A 19,957-nucleotide genomic window follows, 5' to 3' on the forward strand; every position below is an offset into this window, starting at 1 on the left:
ACCGGCCCCGAAGCCCACCCCGACCCAGTCGAGCCGGCCGACCCGGTCGAACCCGAACGTTGCCCGGCTGGGCCGACCGAGCCCGATGCACCCGACCCCGACCCAGTCGAGCCGGCCGAACCCGAAGCTGGCGGCCCCGGGCCGGACGTCGATGGGCCGGCCGTCGAGCCCGGGGGTGCGCCGGTGTCCGCGGTCGCCGACGCGCCGGTGGCCGACGCGGCGCGGCCGGGGCGGCGGCGCCGGGCGGCACTGGCCGGGCTGGCCGGTGTCGTGCTGCTGGCGGTCGTGGCGGGGTTGGTGGTCGGCGTGCACCGGTGGAACGATCCGACGATCGCGCCCACCGCGACGCGGCAGGCTCTCGGCTCGCTGCCCGCGCCCGGGCGGATCTGCGAGGTACAGGTGGCCGATCAGGGCTGGTCGGTGGCCCGGGAGGAGGGCAGGATCCGGTACGCCGCGGTGCTCCGCAACCCGTGCCCGGACGGCGCCTACGCGATCTCCGTACGGGTGCGGCTGCGGCCGGCGCCCGGCCGGTCGGCCGGCGTCTTCGGCGACGGCACCGACGTCACGCAGGTTCAGGCGCTCGCGCCGGGCGCCGAGACCGCGATCACCGGCCAGTTCTTCAGCCAGGAACACGCCGACGACGGCTGGCTCGGCTCGGTCACCGGCATCAGCGTGCAGGTCGTCGGCGCCGGGTGGATCCCGGTGGACCGGATCGCCGCCGCGGGCAAGGCGTACGCCGGCCTCGACGCACCGCTGCACCAGAGCGACCATCGGGCACCTGCGTGTCTTCGGCACGACGACTGACACCCGCGGCTACCAGGCGACCGCCCGGATCGGGTTCGAGCTCCATCTCGACCACCGGTCCCGGCAGTACGTGCAGTACGTCGTCGTGGTGCTCCGGGATCGGCACGGCCGCATCCTGGCCGGCGATCTCGACCCTCTGGTCGTGGTGGACGAGCCGATGTGCGACCGGTCCGACGAGGCGTCCACGGCCGCGTTGTCCGCCGGCAGGTGCCAGGAGAGCGACACGGTGCGGCTGCCCGCCGGCACCGACCTGTCCCGGCTGGAGCTGTACTGGCAGCCCCGGATGGACCGGGCCGCCGGCTGACGCGTACCCGGTTGCCCGCGGCGGGTTCGACGCGGGGCCGTCGCCCCGGCGGGCCCGGTCTCGGCGGCCAGCTCGACCACCGGCGTGGCGAGGACCGGGTCTGGACGGTCGCCTCGGGGTCAGGCGAGCAGGTGCGGGTTGTCGGTGGTGACGGCGGCGACGCCGAACGCGCGGGCCCGGTCCAGGGTCTCCGGATCCGGTACCGGCCAGGCGTCGATCGCGATGCCGGCGTCGTGCACCGAGGCGACCAGGTCGGCGGTGAGGTTGCGGATGCCCAGCGCGAGCCAGGACGCGTCGACGGCCCGGGCCTGCTCGACCGCGTCCGCCGGCGAGGACGGCAGGATCAGCGCTCGCGCCACCTCCGGTACCGCCTCGCGCACCGCGGCGAGGATCTCGGCGTGGTGCGACGCGGCGTACACCCGGTCGGCGAGGCCCCGATCGCGCACCAGCGCGGCGAACCCCGGTACCGCCTCGATCGCCTTGATCTCGGTCTGTACCGGGATGTCGATGGCGTCGAGCACCTCCGCGTAGGTGGGGATGTGCTCGCCGCCGCCGGCGTCCAGCGCCTGCAGCTGGGCCAGGGTGAGCTCGGCGACGGCACCGGTGCCGTCGGTGGTGCGGTCCACCGTGGCGTCGTGCACGACGACGAGGTGGCCGTCCGCCGAGCGGCGGATGTCGAGCTCGACCTCGTCGGCGCCGACCGCCTGAGCCCGGCGGAACGAGCGGAGCGTGTTCTCCGGCTCCAGTCCGACCGCGCCGCGGTGCCCGATGATGCGGATTCGGTCAGACATGTTTCTCCACGGCCTTCCGTACCTTGTCCGCGCCCTTGCGCAGCTGGCTGGCGACGTCGGCGAAGACCGTACCGGCGGGCTGGTTGTCCGTCCAGATCTTCTGCAGCCCGGTGTAGATCATGACATCGGCGTTCGGCACCCACAGCGTGACGTCGTCGGCCTTGCGCGCGATCGCGAGTTGCTTGGTGGCGGTGGAGAAGCTCGGGTCGGCGGCGAGCCGCTTCGCCAGGTCCGGCTCCTTCGTCGCGGCGGGAACCACGGGCAGGTAGCCGGTCTGCAGCGCCCAGTATGCGGCGCTGGCCGGTTTGGCGCAGTACTCGATGAACGCCCACGCGGCCTGCTTGCGTTCCTTGCCCGCGTAGGCCATGATGCCGAACCCACCGCCGCCGGTCGGCACGGCCTGCTTGTCCTTCTTGGGTACGAACGCGGTGCCGAGTTCCCAGCCGGCCTTCTGCGCCGCCTCGGTCGTCCCCTGCAGGCCGCCGGTCGAGGTGACCAGCGTGGCGATCAGCTGGTTCTGCAGGTCGACCGGCGGGCTGTCGGACATGTAGGCCACCTTGTCGTCGAAGATGAGCTTGCGCTGCCACTCGCCGGCCGCGACCGCGGGGTCCTGGTCGATCCGGATGTCCAGCCCGTCGGAGTACGCGCCGCCCCACTGCCATACCGAGCCCTGGAACTGCCAGTGCCCGTCGATCTTCTGGTACGCCTCCATCTTGACCTGCTTGCCCTTGACCTTCAGGCCCTTGAGCTGCTTGGCCCACCCGCGCCACTCGTCCCAGGTGGCCGGGCCGCGGTCGGGCAGCCCCGCCTTGGCGAAGAGCGTCTTGTTGTAGTAGAAGATCGGCGTCGACCGGGCGAACGGCACCCACCAGACCTTGTCCTTCAGCACACCCTCGGACAGCAGCTCCGGGTGGTAGGCGGTGCGCTGGAGTCCGGCGCCGAAGTAGCCGTCCAGCGGCTCCAGCAGGTCGTTGAGGTAGAACGTGTGCCAGGCCGGCGCGGACAGGGTGACCAGATCGGGGATCTTCCGGGCCTGAACCGCGGCGGTGACCTTCTGCGTCACGTCGTCGTAGCTGCCCTGGAACTGGGTCTCGACGTACACGTCGGACTGGGACTCGTTGAACCGCTTGGCCAACTCGTTCAGCGCGGCCCCGGGTTTCGCCGCGTACGCGTGCCAGACCACCACCCGGGTGCGCTTGGCGTACCGCTGCGGGACCTTGTTGCCGGTCGCCTGCGCAAAACCGTTGTCTCCGGCGGCTTTCCCGCCGCCGCATCCGGTCAGTGCGAGTGCCGCGCCGCCGGATGCCACGAGCAGCGACCGGCGGGAGAGTCGAGCGGGGATCGTCATGGTCGGTGCTCCGTTCTGGCGGGGCCGGAGGTGGCGCGGCGGTCGGGGGGTGGACCGCCGCGCCACCTCCACGGTGGAGCGTCAGACGTGCTTCTCGATGTTCTTGCGCACCTTGTCGGTGGCCTTCTTCAGCTGCCCGGCCACGTCGGTGAACACCTGCTTGGCCGGCGTGTTGTTGGCCCAGATCTTCTGCAGCCCGGTGTAGATGAGGATGTTGGCGTTCGGCACCATCAGCCGCACCTCATCCTCCTTGCGGACGATGTCGAGCTGCTTGACCGCGGTGGAGAAGTTCGGGTCGTTGGCGAGCCGCTTCTTCAGGTCGGGCTCGTCCACCGCCGCGTTGATCACCGGCAGGTAGCCGGTGGTCAGGGTCCAGTAGGCGGAGTTCTCCGCCTTGCCGCAGAACTCGATGAACTTCCACGCGGCCTGCTTGCGGTCCTTCGGCGAGTACGCCAGCATACCGAAGCCGCCGCCGCCGGTCGGTACGACCTGCTGCTCCTTCTTCGGCACGAACGCCGTGCCGACCTCCCACTTGCCCTTCTCGGCGGCCTCCGTCATCCCCTGCAGCCCGCCGGTGGAGGTGACCAGGGTGGCGATCAGCTGGTTCTGGAAGTCGACGCTGGGGCTGTCGGCCATGTAGGACATCTTGTCCTTGAAGATGAGCTCGCGCTGCCACTCGCCGGCGGCCACCGCCGGCTCCTGGTCGATCGCGACGTTCAGACCGTTGGAGTACGCGCCGCCCCACTGCCAGACGGAGCCCTGGAACTGCCAGTCGCCGTCGATCTTCTGGTACGCCTCCATCTTGACCTGCTTGCCCTTGACCTTCAGGCCCTTGAGCTGCTTGGCCCACCCGCGCCACTCGTCCCAGGTGGCCGGGCCGCGGTCGGGCAGCCCCGCCTTGTGGAACAGCGTCTTGTTGTAGTAGAAGATCGGCGTCGAACGGGCCAGCGGCAGCCACCAGAGCTTGTCCTTGAGCACGCCCTCGGACAGCAGCTTCTGGTTGTAGGCCGAACGCTTCAACCCCGAGCCGAAGTAGCCGTCCAGCGGCTCCAGCAGGTCGTTGAGGTAGAAGTTGTGCCAGTTGACCTCGGAGAAGGTGACCAGATCCGGGATCTTCTTGGCCTGCACCGCGGCCGTGACCTTCTGCGCCGTCTCGTCGTAGCTGCCCTGGAACTGGGCCTCCACGTACACGTCGGTCTGCGACTCGTTGAACCGCTTCGCCAGCTCGGTGATCGCCACGCCGGGATTCCCGAGTACGCGTGCCAGACCACGACGCGGGTGCGCTTGGCGTACTTGTCCGGGACCTTGTCGCCGGACGCCTGGGCGAAGCCGTTGCCGCCGCCGCTACCACCGCCGCACCCGGCGGCGGTGAGGGCGAGTGCCGCACCGCCGGACGCGGCCAGCAGCGAGCGTCGGCTCAGCCGGGCAGGAGCAACCATGCTGTTCTCCGTTTCCGTTCCCGCGTCGAGTACGCGGTGGTGTCCAATGTGGAGGATGGGGCGGGCTCAGGGCTCAGCCCTTGGTGGCGCCTTGAGTGAGGCCGGCGACGATCTGTCGTTGGGCGAAGAAGAAGACGATCAGCACGGGCACGATGACCAGCACGGTAGCGGCCATGATCGCTCCCCAGTTGTTGTAGCCCTCCTGGGTCTTGAGGAACAGCAACCCGATGGGAACGGTGCGCATGTTGGTCGAGTTGGTGACGATCAGCGGCCAGATGAAGTCGTTCCACTTGGCCACCAGGGTGATCACGCCGGCGGTGATCAGCATCGGCCGGGACAGCGGCAGTACCACCTGGATCATGGTGCGAAGGTGGCCGGCGCCGTCCACCTTCGCCGCGTCCAGCACCTCGCCCGGCAGCGTCAGCATGTGCTGCCGCAGCAGGAAGGTGGCGAACACCGATCCGAGGCCCGGGAAGATCAGCCCCTGGTACGTGTTGATCCAGCCGAGGTCGGAGATGGTGAGGTAGTTTGGCAGCAGCGTGACGTGACCGGGCACCATCATCGCGCCCAGCAGCACCCCGAACAGCACCTTCTTGAACGGGAACCGCAGGAACGCGAAGGCGTACGCGCAGAGCGTGGCGCACAGCATCTCGCCCACGGTGCCGATCGCGGTGACGATCAGCGAGTTGAGGAAGAACCGGCCGAACGGTGCGGCATGCCAGGCGTCCGCGAAGTTCGCCCACCGCAGGTGCAGCGGGTTCGGCAGCCAGGTCGGCGGGTAGGTGTAGATGTCCGCGGTCGGCTTGAGCGCCGAGGTGACGAGCCAGTAGATCGGGCCCAGCACCACGCACGCCACCACCACGAGCAGCACGTACCGCAGCACTCGGCCGCCGCGGCTGGACCGCCGGGCCGGACTGTCCACAGTGGAGGTCGTCACCGGTAGTGCACCTTCCGCTCGAGGAACCGGGCCTGCAGCGCCGTGATGATGACCAGGACGACGAACATCAGCATCGCGGCGGCGGCCGCGTGGCCGGCGTCGAACGCCTTGAACGCCTGCCGGTAGATGAACCAGCTGAGGATCGTGGTCGAGTTGCCCGGTCCGCCACCGGTCATCAGCGCGATGATGTCGAACGCCTGGAAGGTCCCGATCGTCGTCGTGATCACGAGGAAGAACGTGACCGGCGACAGCATCGGGAAGGTGATCTTCCGGAACGTGTGCCACGGCCCGGATCCGTCGATCGCCGCCGCCTCGTACAGGTCGCGCGGCACGTTCTGCAGGCCGGCGAGGTAGACGGTGGCGATGAACCCCATGTTCTTCCACAGGTAGACGATGATCAGCCCGGGCAGCGCCCACTTCGAGCTGGTCATCCAGTTCGGCGAGGCGAGCCCGACGGCGCCGAAGATCGGCCGCAGCAGGCCGTAGTTCGGGTCGAAGATGAACAGCCAGATGGTGCCGATCGCGGCGCCGGACAGGATGTGCGGCGCGAACGCCATCGTCCGGACGAACCCGCGGCCGATCAGCTTCTCGTTCAGCAGTACCGCGATCGCCAGGCCCAGCACCATGCTGCCGAGCACGATGCCGAGCACGAAGATCACGGTGATCCGCAGCGTGTCCAGGAAGTCGCTGTCGGTCAGCAGGTCGGTGTAGTTGGCCAGGCCGACGAACTCCTTCACCGGCGCCAGCATGTTCCAGCTGGTCAGGCTCAGGTACGCGTTGTAGATGACCGGCCAGTACGCGAACACGATGACGAAGAAGAAGTTCGGCACGATGAACGCGAGGAACAGCAGGTACTCGCGCAGGTGCCGGGGCCGCCGCCGGCGTGGTGGCGGACGGTCACCGGTACCTACCGTGTCGGCCGAACGGGCACCGGCCCGGGCGTCGACCGCTGACATGCGAGCCCTCCGTCGTTTCAGGTCCGGCCGCCAGAGCCGAGACGACCGGCCGCGGGGTCCGGCAGTGGACCTGCCGAAGCCCCGGTGACCAGCGTGCTTGAGACTTCTAACACGAGAATCCGTTTGGATCACGCAAAGTTAACATCGCCGAATCCCCCGAGCAAGACCCCTTCGAGCGGCACTTCGATGAACCCTTCCCGGCCCCGGATGGACCGGCCCCGGCGAGAGCATCAGGAAAGACAACAGCGCCGTACCTGCTTCGATCCGAAGCGGGCACGGCGCTGGTGGCGGCAACACGCCGCCCGGCTCAGCCGACGATGAGTTCCAACGGCGGCGAGACCGGCTCGACACTGCCCCGCAGCCGGGCCCGCTCCGCCGCGAACACGGTCAGATGGCTGGTCAGTGAGTCGCGCGGCCCGGAGAAGATCCGGGACGCATCGCCCGTCTCCAGCGCCGACACGAACCCGTCCATCAGTCCGGCGTCGCCGCCGCCGTGCCCGCCGGCTGCGCTGGCGTCACCGACGGTGGTGGTGTCGATGATGTGGTGCGTGTCGGTCAGGAAGTCGAACACGTCGAGCTTCTCGCCGTCGCCGGTCAGCTCGCCCCGGGTCCCGAACAGCTTCGTCTCCCGGTGCCCCTGCCGGCTGAACCCGGTCATGGTGAACACCGCGGTCGTACCCGACGGGTACTCCATGTTCACCACCTGGTGGTCCACCACGTCGTTGTCGCTGTCGTACACGCACCGCCCGTACGGGCCGTGCCGCAGCGCGTCGCCCAGCGCCTCGGCCGTGAACTCGTCGACGAGGACGTCGAGCGGCCAGCCGCGGTCGCCCTGGACCAGCCGGTCGAAGTAGAACCGCTTCGCCGAGAACGGGCAGTCCGGCTCCACCGAGCAATCCAGGCACCGGTCGGCGGCGCCGGCCGGCTTGTGCGCGCGGGTGAAGTGCGACAGCCGGCCGAAACTGGACACCCGCGTCGGGGCCTCACCCAGCACGTACTGCAGCCAGTCGATGTCATGGCACGACTTCGCCAGCAGCATGAACGTCGACTCGTCGGCGCGCCGCCAGTTGCCCCGGACGTACGAGTGGGCCTGGTGCCAGTAGCCGACCGGCTCCAGGTGCTGCACGCTCATGATGTCGCCCAGCAGCCCGTCGTCGACGACCTGCTTGACCGCCTGGGTGTACGGCGTGTAGCGCATCACGTGACCGACGGCGAACAGCACGCCGGCGGCCTCGGCGGCGCCCACCATCTGCCGGCACTCGGTCTCGGTCGGCGCCAGCGGCTTCTCCACCAGCACGTGCAGGCGGTGCTTCAGGAACTCGAGTACCGGCTCGGTGTGCATCCGGTCCTGGGTGCAGACGAGCACGGCGTCGACCAGCGGCGGGCCGGCGGCGAGCCGCTGGGCGAGGGACTGCCAGTCGGGGTACGCATGCTCGGCCGGGATCTGATGCTGCGCGGCGAACCGCTCCCGGCGCACGTCGCGGGGCTCGGCCACGGCGACGACGCGAGCCCGGTCAGGGTGCTCCAGCGCCCAGCGGGCGTACGCGTTGCCGCGGCTTCCGGCGCCGACGACGGCGAGGGTGACAGGTGAGGACACCCGGCCGACGCTACTGGCGGCCCGCCCGGCCAGGGAAGGGCCCCGCGCCACGTTCACGCTCCGTGCCCCGGTGATCTCCACGACTGCCGTCTCGGGGGCACCCGAGCGGGCCGGGCCGTCGGTACCCCGACGTAGGCTCGGCGGGTGATCCGAGAGACGAAGGCCGCCGCGACCGCGGAGGCGGAGAGCCCGCTGTCGCTCAAGCGGCGAGCCCGGCGAATGGGACGCATCCTCGCCGAGACGCACCCGGATGCGCACTGCGAGCTCGACTTCACCAACCCGCTGCAGCTCGCCGTGGCCACCATCCTGTCCGCACAGTCGACCGACAAGAAGATCAACGAGGTCACGCCGAAGCTGTTCGCGCGGTACCCGACCGCGGCCGCGTACGCCGGCGCCGACCGGGCCGAGCTGGAGGAGCTGATCCGGCCGACCGGCTTCTACCGGAACAAGGCGACCTCGCTGATCAAGCTCGGCGCCGCGCTGGTGGAGAGGCACGACGGCGAGGTGCCGGGCCGGATGACCGACCTGGTGGCGCTGCCCGGGATGGGTCGCAAGACGGCGAACGTGATCCTCGGCAACGCCTTCGACGTCCCGGGCATCACCGTCGACACGCACTTCGGCCGCCTGGTCGGCCGCTGGCGGTGGACCGCGGAGACCGACCCGGTCAAGATCGAGTTCGCGGTCGGCGACCTGTTCGAGAAGCGCGACTGGACGATGCTGTCGCACCGGGTGATCTTCCACGGCCGGCGGGTCTGCCACGCCCGCAAGCCCGCCTGCGGCGCCTGCACCCTCGCCAAGCTCTGCCCGTCGTACGGCACCGGCCCGACCGACCCGGTGGCGGCCGGGAAACTGTTGAAGGGCCCGCGGGTCGCCGAGCTCGCGGCCGCCGCGGGCGTCCCGGCCCCATGACCCCTGCCCGACCCGCCGGCCGCCGCCGGCGGACGCATCGGCCGGCCGGCCCGGCAGGTGGCGGTCTCGCGCGCCGGCTGCTGCTGCCGGGGGTGATGTTCGTACTGCTCGCGGTGGCGGCGGGCTGCGGCGACGGCGGCGGATCGGCCCGGCATGGCGACGGCGGATCGGCCCGGCACCCGGCGACACCGTCCGCCGGTGCGAGCGGTGCGGCGGCTGCCTGGTTCGCCGCCTGCCCGGCCCCGCGTGGTCCGGCCACCGGCACGCCGAAGCCGCCGGCGGTCACGCTGAGCTGCGCGCACGACGGTCGCTCGGTGCCGATCGCCCGGGCGTACGGGAAGCCTACGGTGATCAACCTGTGGGCGTCCTGGTGCGGCCCGTGCCGCCAGGAACTGCCGCAGATCCAGGCGTACGCGAGGACGCACCCGGACGTCGTCGTGCTCACGGTGGACACCCGCGACACCGAGGCCGCCGGGCTGTCGTTCGCGCGGGCTGCGGGCGTGCGGCTGCCCACGCTGTACGACCCGAAGCAGCAACTGCTCGCCGGCGTGCACCGCGCCGCGCTACCCACCACGCTGCTGCTGCGGGCCGACGGCAGCCTCGCCTACACGTACAACTCGACCGCGCTGACCGCCGACTCGCTGGCGGCGCTGGTGCAGAAGGAGCTGGGATGACCTGCCCGGACCGCCGGTCCGACCCGACCGGCCGGGGGCGGCGGTGAGCGCGATCGCGGGTGATCCCGCCACTGAGCTGCCCGCCTGGTGGCAGCCGCTGCTGACCCGGGTCGGCGCGCTGCGGCCGGAGACGTTCGGCTCGCCGACACCCTCCGCCCGGCGCAGCGCGGTGCTGATCCTGCTCGCCGACGGGCCGACCGGGCCGGACGTGGTGATCCTGCAGCGGGCCAGCACCCTGCGCGACCATCCGGGCCAGTGCGCGTTCCCGGGCGGCGGGGTCGAACCCACCGACGGCGGCCCCGCCGGTACCGCGCTGCGCGAGGCCGGCGAGGAGGTCGGCATCCGGGCCGACACCGTGCAGGTCGTCGGCACCCTGCCGGAGCTGTACCTGAACGTCTCGGACTTCCGGGTCACCCCGGTCCTGGCCTGGTGGCGGTCTCCGCACCCGTTCGGCGACCTGGATCCGGGCGAGGTGGCGCAGGTGGCGCGGCTGCCGCTCGCCGACCTGGCCGACCCGGCCAACCGGCTGCGGGTGCGCCATCCGAGCGGGTACGTGGGTGCCGCGTTCCGGCTGGACGGGATGCTGGTGTGGGGGTTCACCGGCGGCATCCTGTCCCGGCTGCTCGACCTCGGCGGCTGGTCCCGGACCTGGGACACCACCCGGGTCGAGCCGCTCCCGCCCGGCTTCTGACCCGCGCCGGCCCGTCGCCGCCCGGCGTCCGACCCGCGGCGGGGCGCCGCTGCCCGGCTTCTAGGCTGAGGTCATGCGAAAGATGGCACGGTTGGCCGCTCCGGCCCCGGCTGCCGCACAGCGCCGGGCCGGTCAGCGGACGCGGTCGGCAGGGTTGACGGCTCGGACCCTGGCGCCAGCACAGCACCGAGGCGGCCGGCGGGCACGGATCGTCATCCCGACGGCACTGCTCGGCGTGGCGCTCACCGCCGGCGGATGCGGCTTCGCGGGCGCGCACGGCAGCGGCGTCCACGGCGGCTCGTCGGCCGGCAACCGGGTCGGTACGGCGACCACCGGTGCGAACGGCGTCCAGCACATCACGGTCAAGGGTGACGAGAACATGCGGTTCACCCCGAACGTGATCAAGGCGCATCCCGGGAAGTTGGAGATCACGCTGGTCACGACCGGTGCGACCCCGCACGACCTGCAGGTCACGAAACTGCACGCGAACACCGGAATGGTAAAAAAGGGCAAGCCGGGCGAGGTCGAGGTGGATCTTTCGTCGGCCGGACGGTATGACTTCGTGTGCACCTATCACGTGAGACAGCACATGACCGGGGTCATCGAGGTCTCCTAGCGAACCTCGCCCGGCCGGCACCTGGTCGGCCTGGCACCCCACGACCGGGACGCCGAGGCGAGGGGGACGCAGGGTGTACGGCAGCGTCGTCGACATCGTGGTCGTGGTGTTGGCGATCCTGTTCGCCATCAACGGCTACCGGCAGGGCTTCGTGGTGGGCATCCTGTCGTTCGTCGGCTTCATCGGCGGGGCGCTGATCGGCCTGCAGCTGACGCCGATCACCGCCAACCACTTCCACACCCCGGCGACGCGGGTGATCGTCTCGCTCGCCACCGTGCTGATCCTGGCCGTGCTGCTGCAGGCACTCGCCGCGATGCTCGGCACCCGGATCCGCCGCTCCATCCTCAGCCGCGGGGTACAGGTGGTCGACGACCTCGGCGGCGCCGCGGTGTCGATCGTCGCGGTCCTGGTCGTCTCCTGGATGATCGCGGTACCGCTCGGCTCGTCGTCGGTGCCGTGGCTGGCGAAGAGCGTGCGTACCTCGGCGGTGCTGCACGGCGTCGACTCGGCGATGCCGTCCGGCGCCCGGGTGCTGTACAACCGGCTCCGGGACGCGGTCAACACCAGCGACTTCCCTGACGTCTTCAGCGGCCTGACGCCGACCCAGGTGCGCTCGGTGCCGCCGCCGGACTCCTCGCTCGCGTCGTCCGCGGTGGTGCGGCGGCTGCACAAGTCCGTGGTGAAGGTGATCGGCGACGCGCCGAGCTGTTCGCGCCGGATCGAAGGCTCCGGCTTCGTCTACTCGTCCCGGCACGTGCTGACCAACGCGCACGTGGTGGCCGGTACCAAGACTCTGGTGGTGGAGAACGAGAACGGTGACCGCCTCGGCGCCACGGTCGTCGCGTACGACTCGCAGCGCGACCTCGCCGTGCTGTACGTGCCGGACCTGACCGCGCCGCCGCTGTCGTTCGCGGGCTCCCCGGCCAACGAGGGCAAGGACGCGATCGTGCTCGGCTACCCGCTGGACGGGCCGTACACCGCGGAGCCGGCCCGGGTGCGCGACCGCCGCGACATCCGCGGCCCCAACATCTACGACTCCGGCACGGTGGTACGCGAGGTGTACACGATCCGGTCCGAGGTGCGCAGCGGCAACTCCGGCGGGCCGCTCGTCACCCCCGCCGGCACCGTGTACGGGGTGATCTTCGCGGCGGCCGCCGACGACCCGCAGACCGGGTTCGCGCTCACCGCGGCCGAGGCCGCGCCGGTGGCCAGCGAGGGCCGTACCGCCACCGGCAGCGTCGACACCGGCTCCTGTACCTGACCGCATCAGCTGGGGAGGTTCCAGCGTTGGTTGTCGGCGCCGGTGCAGTCCCAGATCTGCAGCCGGGTGCCGTCGGCGGCGCTGGGGCCGGTGGCGTCCAGGCAGCGGCCCGACTTGGTGTTCACGAGCTGGCCGCCGGCGCCGACCTGCCACTGCTGCGCCGGCGTGCCGTTGCAGCCGTACAGCTGGATCGGGGTGCCGTTGCCGGTCGCCCCGCCGGTGACGTCCATGCACTTGCCGAACGCCCGCACCGTGCCGTCGGTACCGACGGTCCACTGCTGCGCCTGGGTGCCGTTGCAGCTGTGCAGCTGGATCGCGGTCCCGTCGTCGGTGGCACCGCCGGCCACGTCCACGCAGGCCCCGCCGTACCCGTCGATCTCGCCGGTGACCGCGACGGGCGCGGTTGGGCTCGGGCTGCTCGTCGGGCTTTCCCGCTCGCTCGGCGCCGGCGAGGCGGGCGTCGGGCGGTGGCTGTGCGCCGCACCTGGCGGCGGCGTCGACCGGTCCGGCCGGAACCACGAGGTCGCGAACCCGACCCCGACGACGAGCGCGACGAGCAGCACCGCCGCGGCCGCCACGAGCACGACGGTACGGGTGCGCCCGGAGCCACGCTCCGGCCGCGGTGCCGGGAGCACCGGCCGGCGGTCGATCCGGGTCGGCGCCGGCGGGATCGGCGCCGATCCGCGCCTGGGCTGCGTCCCGGCGAGCTCCGGCACCGCCACGGTCGCGCCCGCGCCAGCGGGTCCCGCCCCACTGGCCGGCCCGGCGCCGCCTCCCGACCACGCACCACTGTTCGGGCCCGCGCCACTGGTCGGACCCGCGCCGCTGACCGGACCCGCGTCGCTGGTGGGACCGGCGGCGCTGGTGGCGCCGGCACCGCTGACCAGCCCGGCGCCGCTGACCGGACCGGCGCCGCCGGTCGGGGGTGGGGCCGGGGAGCCGGGCGGGACGAAGGCGGCCTGGCTGGCGAGGTGGGACAGCTCAGCCTGCTCCGCGTCGATTAGCCGGTGCACCTCGGTCGGCCAGGGCCGCGCGGTGTGCGGCTGCGCGCCGATCGCGGTCAGCAGTTGCTGCGCGGTGGGCCGCGCGGCCGGGTCCTTGGCCAGGCAGTGCGCGGCGATCGACCGGACCGGCTCGGGCAGCGGACCGAGGTCGGGCTCCGCGTACACGACGTTGTACAGGGTCTGTGGCGCCGACGGGCCGTCGAAGGGGGTACCGCCGGTGGCGGCGGCGACGAGCACGACGCCGAGGCTGAACACGTCGCTCGCCGCGGTGACCGGCTGGCCCAGCGCCTGTTCCGGGGACATGAACCCGGGCGAGCCGACCAGCCAGCCGGCCCGGGTGAGTTCGGCGCCGGCGGGGTGGTCCACGGCGCGGGCCACACCGAAGTCGATCACCCGTGGCCCGTCCGCGGCGAGCAGCACGTTGGACGGCTTCAGGTCGCGATGCACCAGCCCGGCCTGGTGGATCTCCACCAGCGCGGCGGCGAGCCCGGACGCCAGCCGTACCGTCGAGTCGACCGGCAGCGGGCCGCCGTCGGCGAGCACGTCGGAAAGCGGCGGCCCGCAGACGAACACCGAGGCGAGCCACGGTGTCGGCGCGTCCGGGTCGGCGTCCACGACCGCGGCGGTCCGCACCCCGGGCACCCGGCGGGACGCGTCGACCTCGCGCCGGAAACGGTCCCGGAAACCGTCGTCGGCCGCCAGGTCCGGGCGGATCAGCTTGACCGCGACCAGCCGCCCGTCCGGCGCGCTGCCCAGCAGGACCTGCCCCATGCCGCCGCGACCCAGCTCGGCGAACAGCGGGTACGGGCCGAGCCGGCGCGGGTCGGTCGGCGTCAGCGGCCGCATGCCGGGCCCGGTACCGAGCGCCGGGCGTCACTCTCGGCAGCCGCGCCGACACCAAACCGGGACGAAGTGCTCATGCGGTCAGTCTAGAAGTGACGCGCCCGACTGCTCACGGCGCGGCGAGGCACCACCCACGAGTCGCGAGTCGCAGCAGCCCCGGAACCGCAAGAGGTCCGCATCCACACCTGGGCCGACCGCACGACTCGTCACGCACCGAGCAGAGCGAGGGGCACAACGGCAACGCCATCCGGTCGCCGGTAAGCACGGCTGCCCGTCGTGATGGCGATGAGGTCGACCGTCTCAGCCGGAAGTTGGGATCGCAACCAGTGCAGGTGACGAACGTCGGAATCGGTGACGCATGGCACGAACGCTACTTCTAGCAGTGCCTGAACGCTACCTTCAGCAGGCCCGGCGCGCAGTCGGGTGGAATCGGCCGCCGGTCGGCCGATGTCAGGTGTTGTCGCGGCGGGTTCGGGCCAGGGCGAGGGCGAGGAAGCCGGCCACCGCCACCATCAGCACCGCGCCGATGCCCACCAGTACCGCGGTCTGCGTGTTGCCGGCGGGTTCGGCCCGCGGGGATCGGGACACGCTCGGCGACGCGGTCGGGGCCCCGCCGGCACCGCCGGCCGACGACGCGCTCGGCGCCTCGGTGTCCAGCGGGTTGACGGCGACCTCGCCCACCGAGGCGGTCAGCGCGGCCTCCGGGTCGACCATGCCGTACCCGTACCGGTCGTCCCGGCCGCGCGGGCCCTTGTCGTCGGCGGTGGCGATCAGCCGGTTCACCACGTTCGCCGCGGACATGGTGGGCCACCTCGACCGGATCAGCGCCGCGGTCGCGGACACCAGCGGCGCGGCGAAGCTGGTGCCCTGCACGTGCCAGTACCCGCCGGGCCGGGCGCCGATCAGCCCGTCGGCCGGCGCGGAAAGCGCCACCTGCGGGCCGGCGACCGAACCGGACCAGAACGTCTCGTCCGGGTTCAGCCCGGACACCGCGACCACGCCGGACGCCCGCGCCGGGTACCAGACGCCCTTGCCGGCCTTGTCCGCCGTGTTGCCGGCGCAGGCTACGACCACCACGTCGTGATCCAGCGCGTACCGGAGGGCCGCGTGCAGCGCGTCCGACGACGCGGCGCCACCCAGCGACATGTTGATCACCCGGGCGCCGTGGTCGACCGCCCACCGCACGCCGGACGCGACGGTCGCGGCGTCGCCGTACCGGTTCTGCGCGTCGAGCACCCGCACCGGAAGGATCTTCGCGTCGTACGCGAGGCCGACCACGCCGGGACCGTCCCGGCGGCCGGCGATCAGGTCGGCCACCGACGTGCCGTGGCCGACGAAGTCCTTGCGCCCGTCGGTACTGCCGTCGACCAGGTCGATGCCGCGCTCGACCCGGCCGGCCAGGTCCGGATGGTCCGCGTCGATGCCGGAGTCGAGGACCGCGACGGTCACGCCGGAGCCGGTGGACAGCTGCCAGGCGTCGGCGGCGTGCAGTTGCGGCAGTTGCCACTCGTCCGCCCGGACGTCCGGGTCGGCATGCGCCGCGGCACCGGGCGCCGCGCCGACCAGCGCCGCGAGCAGCACCACCGCCAGTACGACCAGCGCCCGGCGAGCACCGCCGGACAGCGCCGCCAAGCGGGCACCGCCGGGCGGCGGCACGACGCCGGCAGCGCCGGGCGGCGGCACGACGCCGGCAGCGTCAGACAACGGCGTGGCGTGGGGAGCGCCGGGCGGCGGTGTGTGGCCGTCCTGGCCGGACCGCGCGCGGCGCGCGGAACCGGCCGGCCGGCGTCGGGTGGCCGGATGCCGGCGGGTGCTGCAACGGCGGGCGGATGGCACGTCAGCGCTCCGGGGCGGGATCCGGGAGGTCCAGCTCGACCAGTACCGGTACATGGTCCGACGGCCAGCTCTCGCCGTCGTGGAAATCGCCGATCCGCGCGCCGCGGACGCCGAGGCCGCGGGTGAGAATCCAGTCGATCCGGTCGGAATCCGGACCCGGCGCGCGCCAACCCCCGTACGTGCCTTGCGGCGGCGCGCCGACCGCCTCCCAGGCGTCGACCAGCCCGGCGTCGGTCAGGATCCGGTGCGGCTTCTCGTCCGAGGTGCAGTTGAAGTCGCCGGAGACCACCAGCGGGACGGCCGGGTCGAGCGCGCCGAGCCGCTCAGCGATCAGCGCCGCGCCGCGCTCCCGGGCGATCGCCGACTTGTGGTCGAGGTGGGTGTCCAGCCAGTACAGCTCGCCGCCGTCGGACCGGCGGAAGCGCACCAGACCGGCCATCCGGATCACCGTGTTTCCCCAGCTCGGAGTGCGGGAACCGATCCGCTCCGGGGTGTCGGACAACCAGAAGTGCTGCGCGTCGACGGGCGTCAGGACCGCCGGGTCGTACAGCACCCCGGCCCACTCGCCGCGGCCGCCGCCTTCCCGGCCGGCGCCGATCAGCTCGTACCGGCCGGAGTCGGCGGCGATCTCCCGCAGTTGCTGGTGATGGCCCTCCTGCGTCCCGATGACGTCGGCGCCGGCGCGCCGCAGTTGCTCGGCCAGCAGCGGCCGACGCGCCGGCCAGGCCCGCGCGTCGGTGTCCACCGGGTTCTTCAGGTTGTAGGTCATGCCCGTCAGGCGCATGAGCCGGAGGCTACCGCGTCCACTCCGTATCGTTTGGCGAGCATTCGCGCGGTCTCGGCGAACCGGTCCCGCAGCGCGGCCGGCGCGAGCACCTCCACCTCGGCGCCCAGCCGCAGCAGGTCGCGGTGCGCGATGTCCACGCTCTCGATCGGCAGCCGGGCGGTGAGCGTGCCGTCGGGGTCGGATTCGGCGGTGGCCAGCGCCTCGGCGGCGGCCAGCGCGCCGACCGCGTGCCGCAGCCCGCGGGCGCCCGCCGGGGTCAGCCGGATCACCGCGGTCTCGGCGAGCATCTGCCGCTCGAACTCGGCGGACCGCTGCGCCCAGCTGGCGGCCAGGTCGAACTCCGGGTCGCGGACGAACCCCGCACCGGTCTCGGCCACCTCCTCGAACCGGTCGACCCGGTAGATCCGCAGCGCGCCGTCGACCCGGGCCGCCAGGTACCACACGGACTGCTTGAGCACCAAGCCGTACGGCTCCAGCACCCGGCGCACCGTCTTGTCCCGGCGCCGGTAGCGCACCGCGAGCAGCCGGTCGGCCCACACCGCGTCGGCCACCGCCGACAGTTCCGGCGTCGCGCGCACCGGCTGGAACCAGCCCGGCGCGTCCACGAAGAACCGGGCGCCGACCCGGCTCGACACGTCGGACAGCTCGGCCGGCAGCGCCGCCAGCACCTTCAGCCGGGCCGCGGACAGCGCGTCGGACAGCCCGAGCGCCTGGGCCGGGGCCGGCGCGCCGGACAGGAACAGCGCCTCGGCCTCCTCCCGGGTCAGTCCGGTCAGCCGGGTGCGGTAGCCGTCGACCAGCGAATAGCCACCGCGGCCGCCCTGCTCCGCGTAGATCGGCACGCCCGACTCCGACAGCGCCCGCACGTCGCGGTAGACGGTGCGCTCGGAGACGCCCAGCTCGGCCGCGAGTCGCGGTGCCGTCATCCGGCCGCGGGACTGCACCAGCAGCAACAACGAGATCAGCCTGGCCGCACGCACCGCAACACGGTAGCCACTCGGACCGACACTTTCCCGCCGTCGCTCGCCCCGGCCCGACCGCCGCCCGCGTCGAGCGGGGGGCCGGCACCCGTCGTACCTGGCAGCCCGGGACGGATCCCGACGATCGTCGGGGCGGCTGCGCGGGCGGGATGCCGGTGGGGCCGGTGCGGCATGCTTGGTTGCCAAGATCCCCGTCTCCGGGAGGTACGCGTGCTCATCGCCCATCTGTCCGACCCGCACATCACCACCGGCCCGCTGGCCGCCGAACCCGCGACCGGGCTGTACCGGGCACTCGGCCGGGTGCTCACCCTGGAACCGGCGCCCGACTGCGTGGTGATCACCGGCGACCTGACCGACCACGGCCGGCCGGAGGAGTACGCGGCGCTGCGCGAGGTGCTCGGCCGGTTCCGGCTGCCGGTACACCTGGTGGCCGGCAACCACGACCTGACCGCGAACCTGGTCGCCGAGTTCGGGCCGGACGCGGCTGCGGCGTCGGACGGTCGCGGTGGGCGGGTCGGCGGCGGGCCGGACCGGGCGAGCTACTCCGTCGACTACCCCGAGGCGACCATCGTGGTGCTCGACTCGCAGGTGGACGGCACCGCCGCCGGTACCCTGGGCGCGGCCCAGCTGTCCTTTTTGGACAGTGAGTTGGCCCGGCGGCCGGAGTTGCCGGCGTTCGTCTGCCTGCACCACCCGCCGATCGAGGTCGGCATCCCGTTCATGGACGGCATCCGGCTCACCGACGGGCCCGACTTCGCCGAGGTGATCGCCCGGCACCGCAACGTGGTCCGGGTCCTCGCCGGCCACCTGCACCGTACGGTGAGCGCCAACTTCGCCGGTTCCACCCTCTCGGTGGCCCCCAGCACGTACCGGCAGATCGACCTGTGCACCCGCTCCGAGGCCCCGTTCGGATACGTGCACGAGCCCACCGGGTTCCTGCTGCACGACCTGACCGGGGACACCTGCGTCACCCACCTGGTCCAGGTCAGCCACGCCGCCGCACCGGTACAGGGCTACTGAGATGGGATCCCGGCGGTTCGTACTCCGGGTGCCGGACGCGGAGCTCGACGAGCTGCGCCGACGGGTTCGCGGTACCCGGTGGGCGACGCCGGTGCCCGGTGCCGGCTGGACGGCGGGTACCGATCCGGCCGAGCTGCGGCGCCTCGCCGATCGCTGGGCCGACGGGTACGACTGGCGGGCGCGGGAGGCGGCGATCAACGAGCTGCCCGGATTCGTCACCGACATCGCCGGCGCCGACGTGCACTACCTGCGCTTCGACGCCGAACGCCCGGACGCGTTGCCGCTGATGCTGACGCACGGCTGGCCGAGCACCGTGCTGGAGCTGGTCGAGCTGGCCCGCCGGCTGTCGGCGCCGAGCGAGCACGGTGGCAGCGCGGCGGACGCGTACACGGTGATCGTGCCGGCGCTGCCCGGCTTCCCGTTCTCGGCGCCGCGCCCGACGTTCCCGTCCGACCTGCCGACGCACGAGCTGTGGCACCGGCTGATGCACGACGAGCTCGGCTTCGGCCGGTACGGCGCGCACGGTGGCGACCTCGGCGCCGGGGTCACGTCCCGGCTCGGCGAGGCGTACCCGGAGTCGGTTGTCGGGATCCACCTGCTCGCGGTGTCGCCGCCGACCGGGGTGGCCGACGACGACCTCGATCCAGACGAGCGCGAGTACCTGGCGTCGGTCGCGCGGTGGACCGCGACGGAAGGCGGCTACCAGCACGAACAGCAGACCCGGCCGATGTCGCTCGCACCCGCGCTGGCCGACTCGCCGGTCGGGCTGCTCGCCTGGATCGTGGAGAAGTACCGGGCCTGGAGCGACAGCCACGGCGAACTCGCCAGCCGGTTCGACGACGACTTCGTGCTCACCCAGGCCTCGCTCTACTGGTACGGCAACGCGATCTCGTCGTCGTTCCGGCCGTACCACGAGTTCGGCCGCGGCCTGGTCCCGCCGGTCCGCCGGGTCGAGGTGCCGACCGCGGTGGCGGTGTTCCCCGCCGATCTGAGCCGCCCGCCGCGCCGCTGGGCCGAGCGCGTCTACCGGGTCGAGCGGTACACCGAGATGCCGCGCGGCGGCCACTTCGCCGCGTACGAGGAGCCGGCGCTGCTCGCCGCCGACCTGGCCGCCTTCTTCCGCGGCCGCCGCTGACGGCTCCGCAGGTCCCGGCCGCCCG

General features: G+C 72.5%; 19 protein-coding genes. 9 read left to right on the forward strand and 10 right to left on the reverse strand.

The genetic code is table 11. The features are described from left to right. Positions 1-183 precede the first annotated feature (183 nt). Complete coding sequence (locus tag Asera_RS03555) at positions 184-804, forward strand: hypothetical protein (RefSeq protein WP_157035166.1); 621 nt, start codon at positions 184-186, stop codon at positions 802-804. A 70-nt stretch (positions 805-874) separates the two neighbouring features. Further along, positions 875-1,108, forward strand: a complete 234-nt coding sequence (locus tag Asera_RS03560) for a hypothetical protein (RefSeq protein WP_030449439.1) — start codon at positions 875-877, stop codon at positions 1,106-1,108. Between the two features lie 119 nt (positions 1,109-1,227). Here the strand turns inward: Asera_RS03560 and Asera_RS03565 are convergent, their stop codons facing one another. The 6 genes from Asera_RS03565 to Asera_RS03590 all read right to left on the reverse strand — a co-directional run bounded on the left by Asera_RS03565 (position 1,228) and on the right by Asera_RS03590 (position 8,176). Continuing rightward, on the reverse strand, positions 1,228-1,899 hold the full coding sequence (locus tag Asera_RS03565; protein ID WP_030449438.1) for a glycerophosphodiester phosphodiesterase: 672 nt from the start codon (positions 1,897-1,899) through the stop codon (positions 1,228-1,230). Continuing rightward, entirely contained in the window at positions 1,892-3,247 is a 1,356-nt protein-coding gene (locus Asera_RS03570) for an ABC transporter substrate-binding protein (RefSeq protein ID WP_212804495.1), read from the reverse strand. The genes Asera_RS03565 and Asera_RS03570 overlap by 8 nt, the downstream gene beginning before the upstream one ends. 81 nt (positions 3,248-3,328) lie before the next feature. Then, a complete protein-coding gene (locus tag Asera_RS03575) occupies positions 3,329-4,486 on the reverse strand; it encodes an ABC transporter substrate-binding protein (protein WP_212804497.1) in 1,158 nt (385 codons plus the stop codon). Between the two features lie 273 nt (positions 4,487-4,759). Next, entirely contained in the window at positions 4,760-5,623 is an 864-nt protein-coding gene (locus Asera_RS03580; RefSeq protein ID WP_030449435.1) for a carbohydrate ABC transporter permease, read from the reverse strand. Next, complete coding sequence (locus Asera_RS03585) at positions 5,620-6,579, reverse strand: carbohydrate ABC transporter permease (RefSeq protein ID WP_030449434.1); 960 nt, start codon at positions 6,577-6,579, stop codon at positions 5,620-5,622. Before Asera_RS03585 ends, Asera_RS03580 begins: the two co-directional genes overlap by 4 nt. 307 nt (positions 6,580-6,886) lie before the next feature. Further along, positions 6,887-8,176: a Gfo/Idh/MocA family protein gene (locus Asera_RS03590; protein WP_035298607.1), complete on the reverse strand. Its 1,290-nt coding sequence runs from the start codon at positions 8,174-8,176 to the stop codon at positions 6,887-6,889. Positions 8,177-8,395: 219 nt separating this feature from the next. Here Asera_RS03590 and nth point away from each other — a divergent pair, with 219 nt between their 5' ends. The 5 genes from nth (at position 8,396) to Asera_RS03615 (ending at position 12,327) form a co-directional block, all read left to right on the forward strand. Beyond that, positions 8,396-9,085, forward strand: coding sequence for an endonuclease III (gene nth / locus Asera_RS03595; protein WP_084132783.1), 690 nt, complete (start codon positions 8,396-8,398; stop codon positions 9,083-9,085). A gap of 95 nt (positions 9,086-9,180) precedes the next feature. After that, positions 9,181-9,759: a TlpA family protein disulfide reductase gene (locus Asera_RS03600; protein ID WP_244844140.1), complete on the forward strand. Its 579-nt coding sequence runs from the start codon at positions 9,181-9,183 to the stop codon at positions 9,757-9,759. 43 nt (positions 9,760-9,802) lie between these two features. Continuing rightward, positions 9,803-10,450, forward strand: coding sequence for an NUDIX hydrolase (locus Asera_RS03605; protein WP_244843721.1), 648 nt, complete (start codon positions 9,803-9,805; stop codon positions 10,448-10,450). 235 nt (positions 10,451-10,685) lie between these two features. Then, positions 10,686-11,066 carry a cupredoxin domain-containing protein gene (locus Asera_RS03610; RefSeq protein WP_030449429.1) on the forward strand — a complete coding sequence of 127 codons (381 nt, stop codon included), beginning with the start codon at positions 10,686-10,688 and terminating at the stop codon, positions 11,064-11,066. Positions 11,067-11,139: 73 nt separating this feature from the next. After that, positions 11,140-12,327 (forward strand): MarP family serine protease, encoded by a 1,188-nt coding sequence (locus Asera_RS03615; protein WP_030449428.1) that lies wholly within the window; start codon positions 11,140-11,142, stop codon positions 12,325-12,327. A 5-nt stretch (positions 12,328-12,332) separates the two neighbouring features. Here Asera_RS03615 and Asera_RS33505 read toward each other — a convergent pair whose 3' ends face one another. From Asera_RS33505 to Asera_RS03635, 4 genes are all read right to left on the reverse strand, one after another. Then, complete coding sequence (locus Asera_RS33505; protein WP_051802989.1) at positions 12,333-14,177, reverse strand: serine/threonine-protein kinase; 1,845 nt, start codon at positions 14,175-14,177, stop codon at positions 12,333-12,335. A 447-nt stretch (positions 14,178-14,624) separates the two neighbouring features. Then, entirely contained in the window at positions 14,625-15,878 is a 1,254-nt protein-coding gene (mycP, locus tag Asera_RS03625; protein WP_425305937.1) for a type VII secretion-associated serine protease mycosin, read from the reverse strand. A 133-nt stretch (positions 15,879-16,011) separates the two neighbouring features. Next, the gene (locus tag Asera_RS03630) at positions 16,012-16,794 is read right to left on the reverse strand and encodes an endonuclease/exonuclease/phosphatase family protein (RefSeq protein ID WP_051802987.1); all 783 of its coding nucleotides are present in this window, start codon (positions 16,792-16,794) and stop codon (positions 16,012-16,014) included. Further along, positions 16,785-17,777 (reverse strand): helix-turn-helix transcriptional regulator, encoded by a 993-nt coding sequence (locus tag Asera_RS03635; RefSeq protein ID WP_030449425.1) that lies wholly within the window; start codon positions 17,775-17,777, stop codon positions 16,785-16,787. Before Asera_RS03635 ends, Asera_RS03630 begins: the two co-directional genes overlap by 10 nt. 210 nt (positions 17,778-17,987) lie before the next feature. Between Asera_RS03635 and Asera_RS03640 the strand changes: the two genes are divergently transcribed. Beyond that, positions 17,988-18,797, forward strand: a complete 810-nt coding sequence (locus tag Asera_RS03640; protein ID WP_030449424.1) for a phosphodiesterase — start codon at positions 17,988-17,990, stop codon at positions 18,795-18,797. A gap of 1 nt (position 18,798) precedes the next feature. After that, entirely contained in the window at positions 18,799-19,932 is a 1,134-nt protein-coding gene (locus Asera_RS03645; RefSeq protein ID WP_030449423.1) for an epoxide hydrolase family protein, read from the forward strand. Positions 19,933-19,957 lie beyond the last annotated feature (25 nt).

Source organism: Actinocatenispora sera (assembly GCF_018324685.1).
GTDB classification, from domain to species: Bacteria; Actinomycetota; Actinomycetes; order Mycobacteriales; family Micromonosporaceae; genus Actinocatenispora; species Actinocatenispora sera.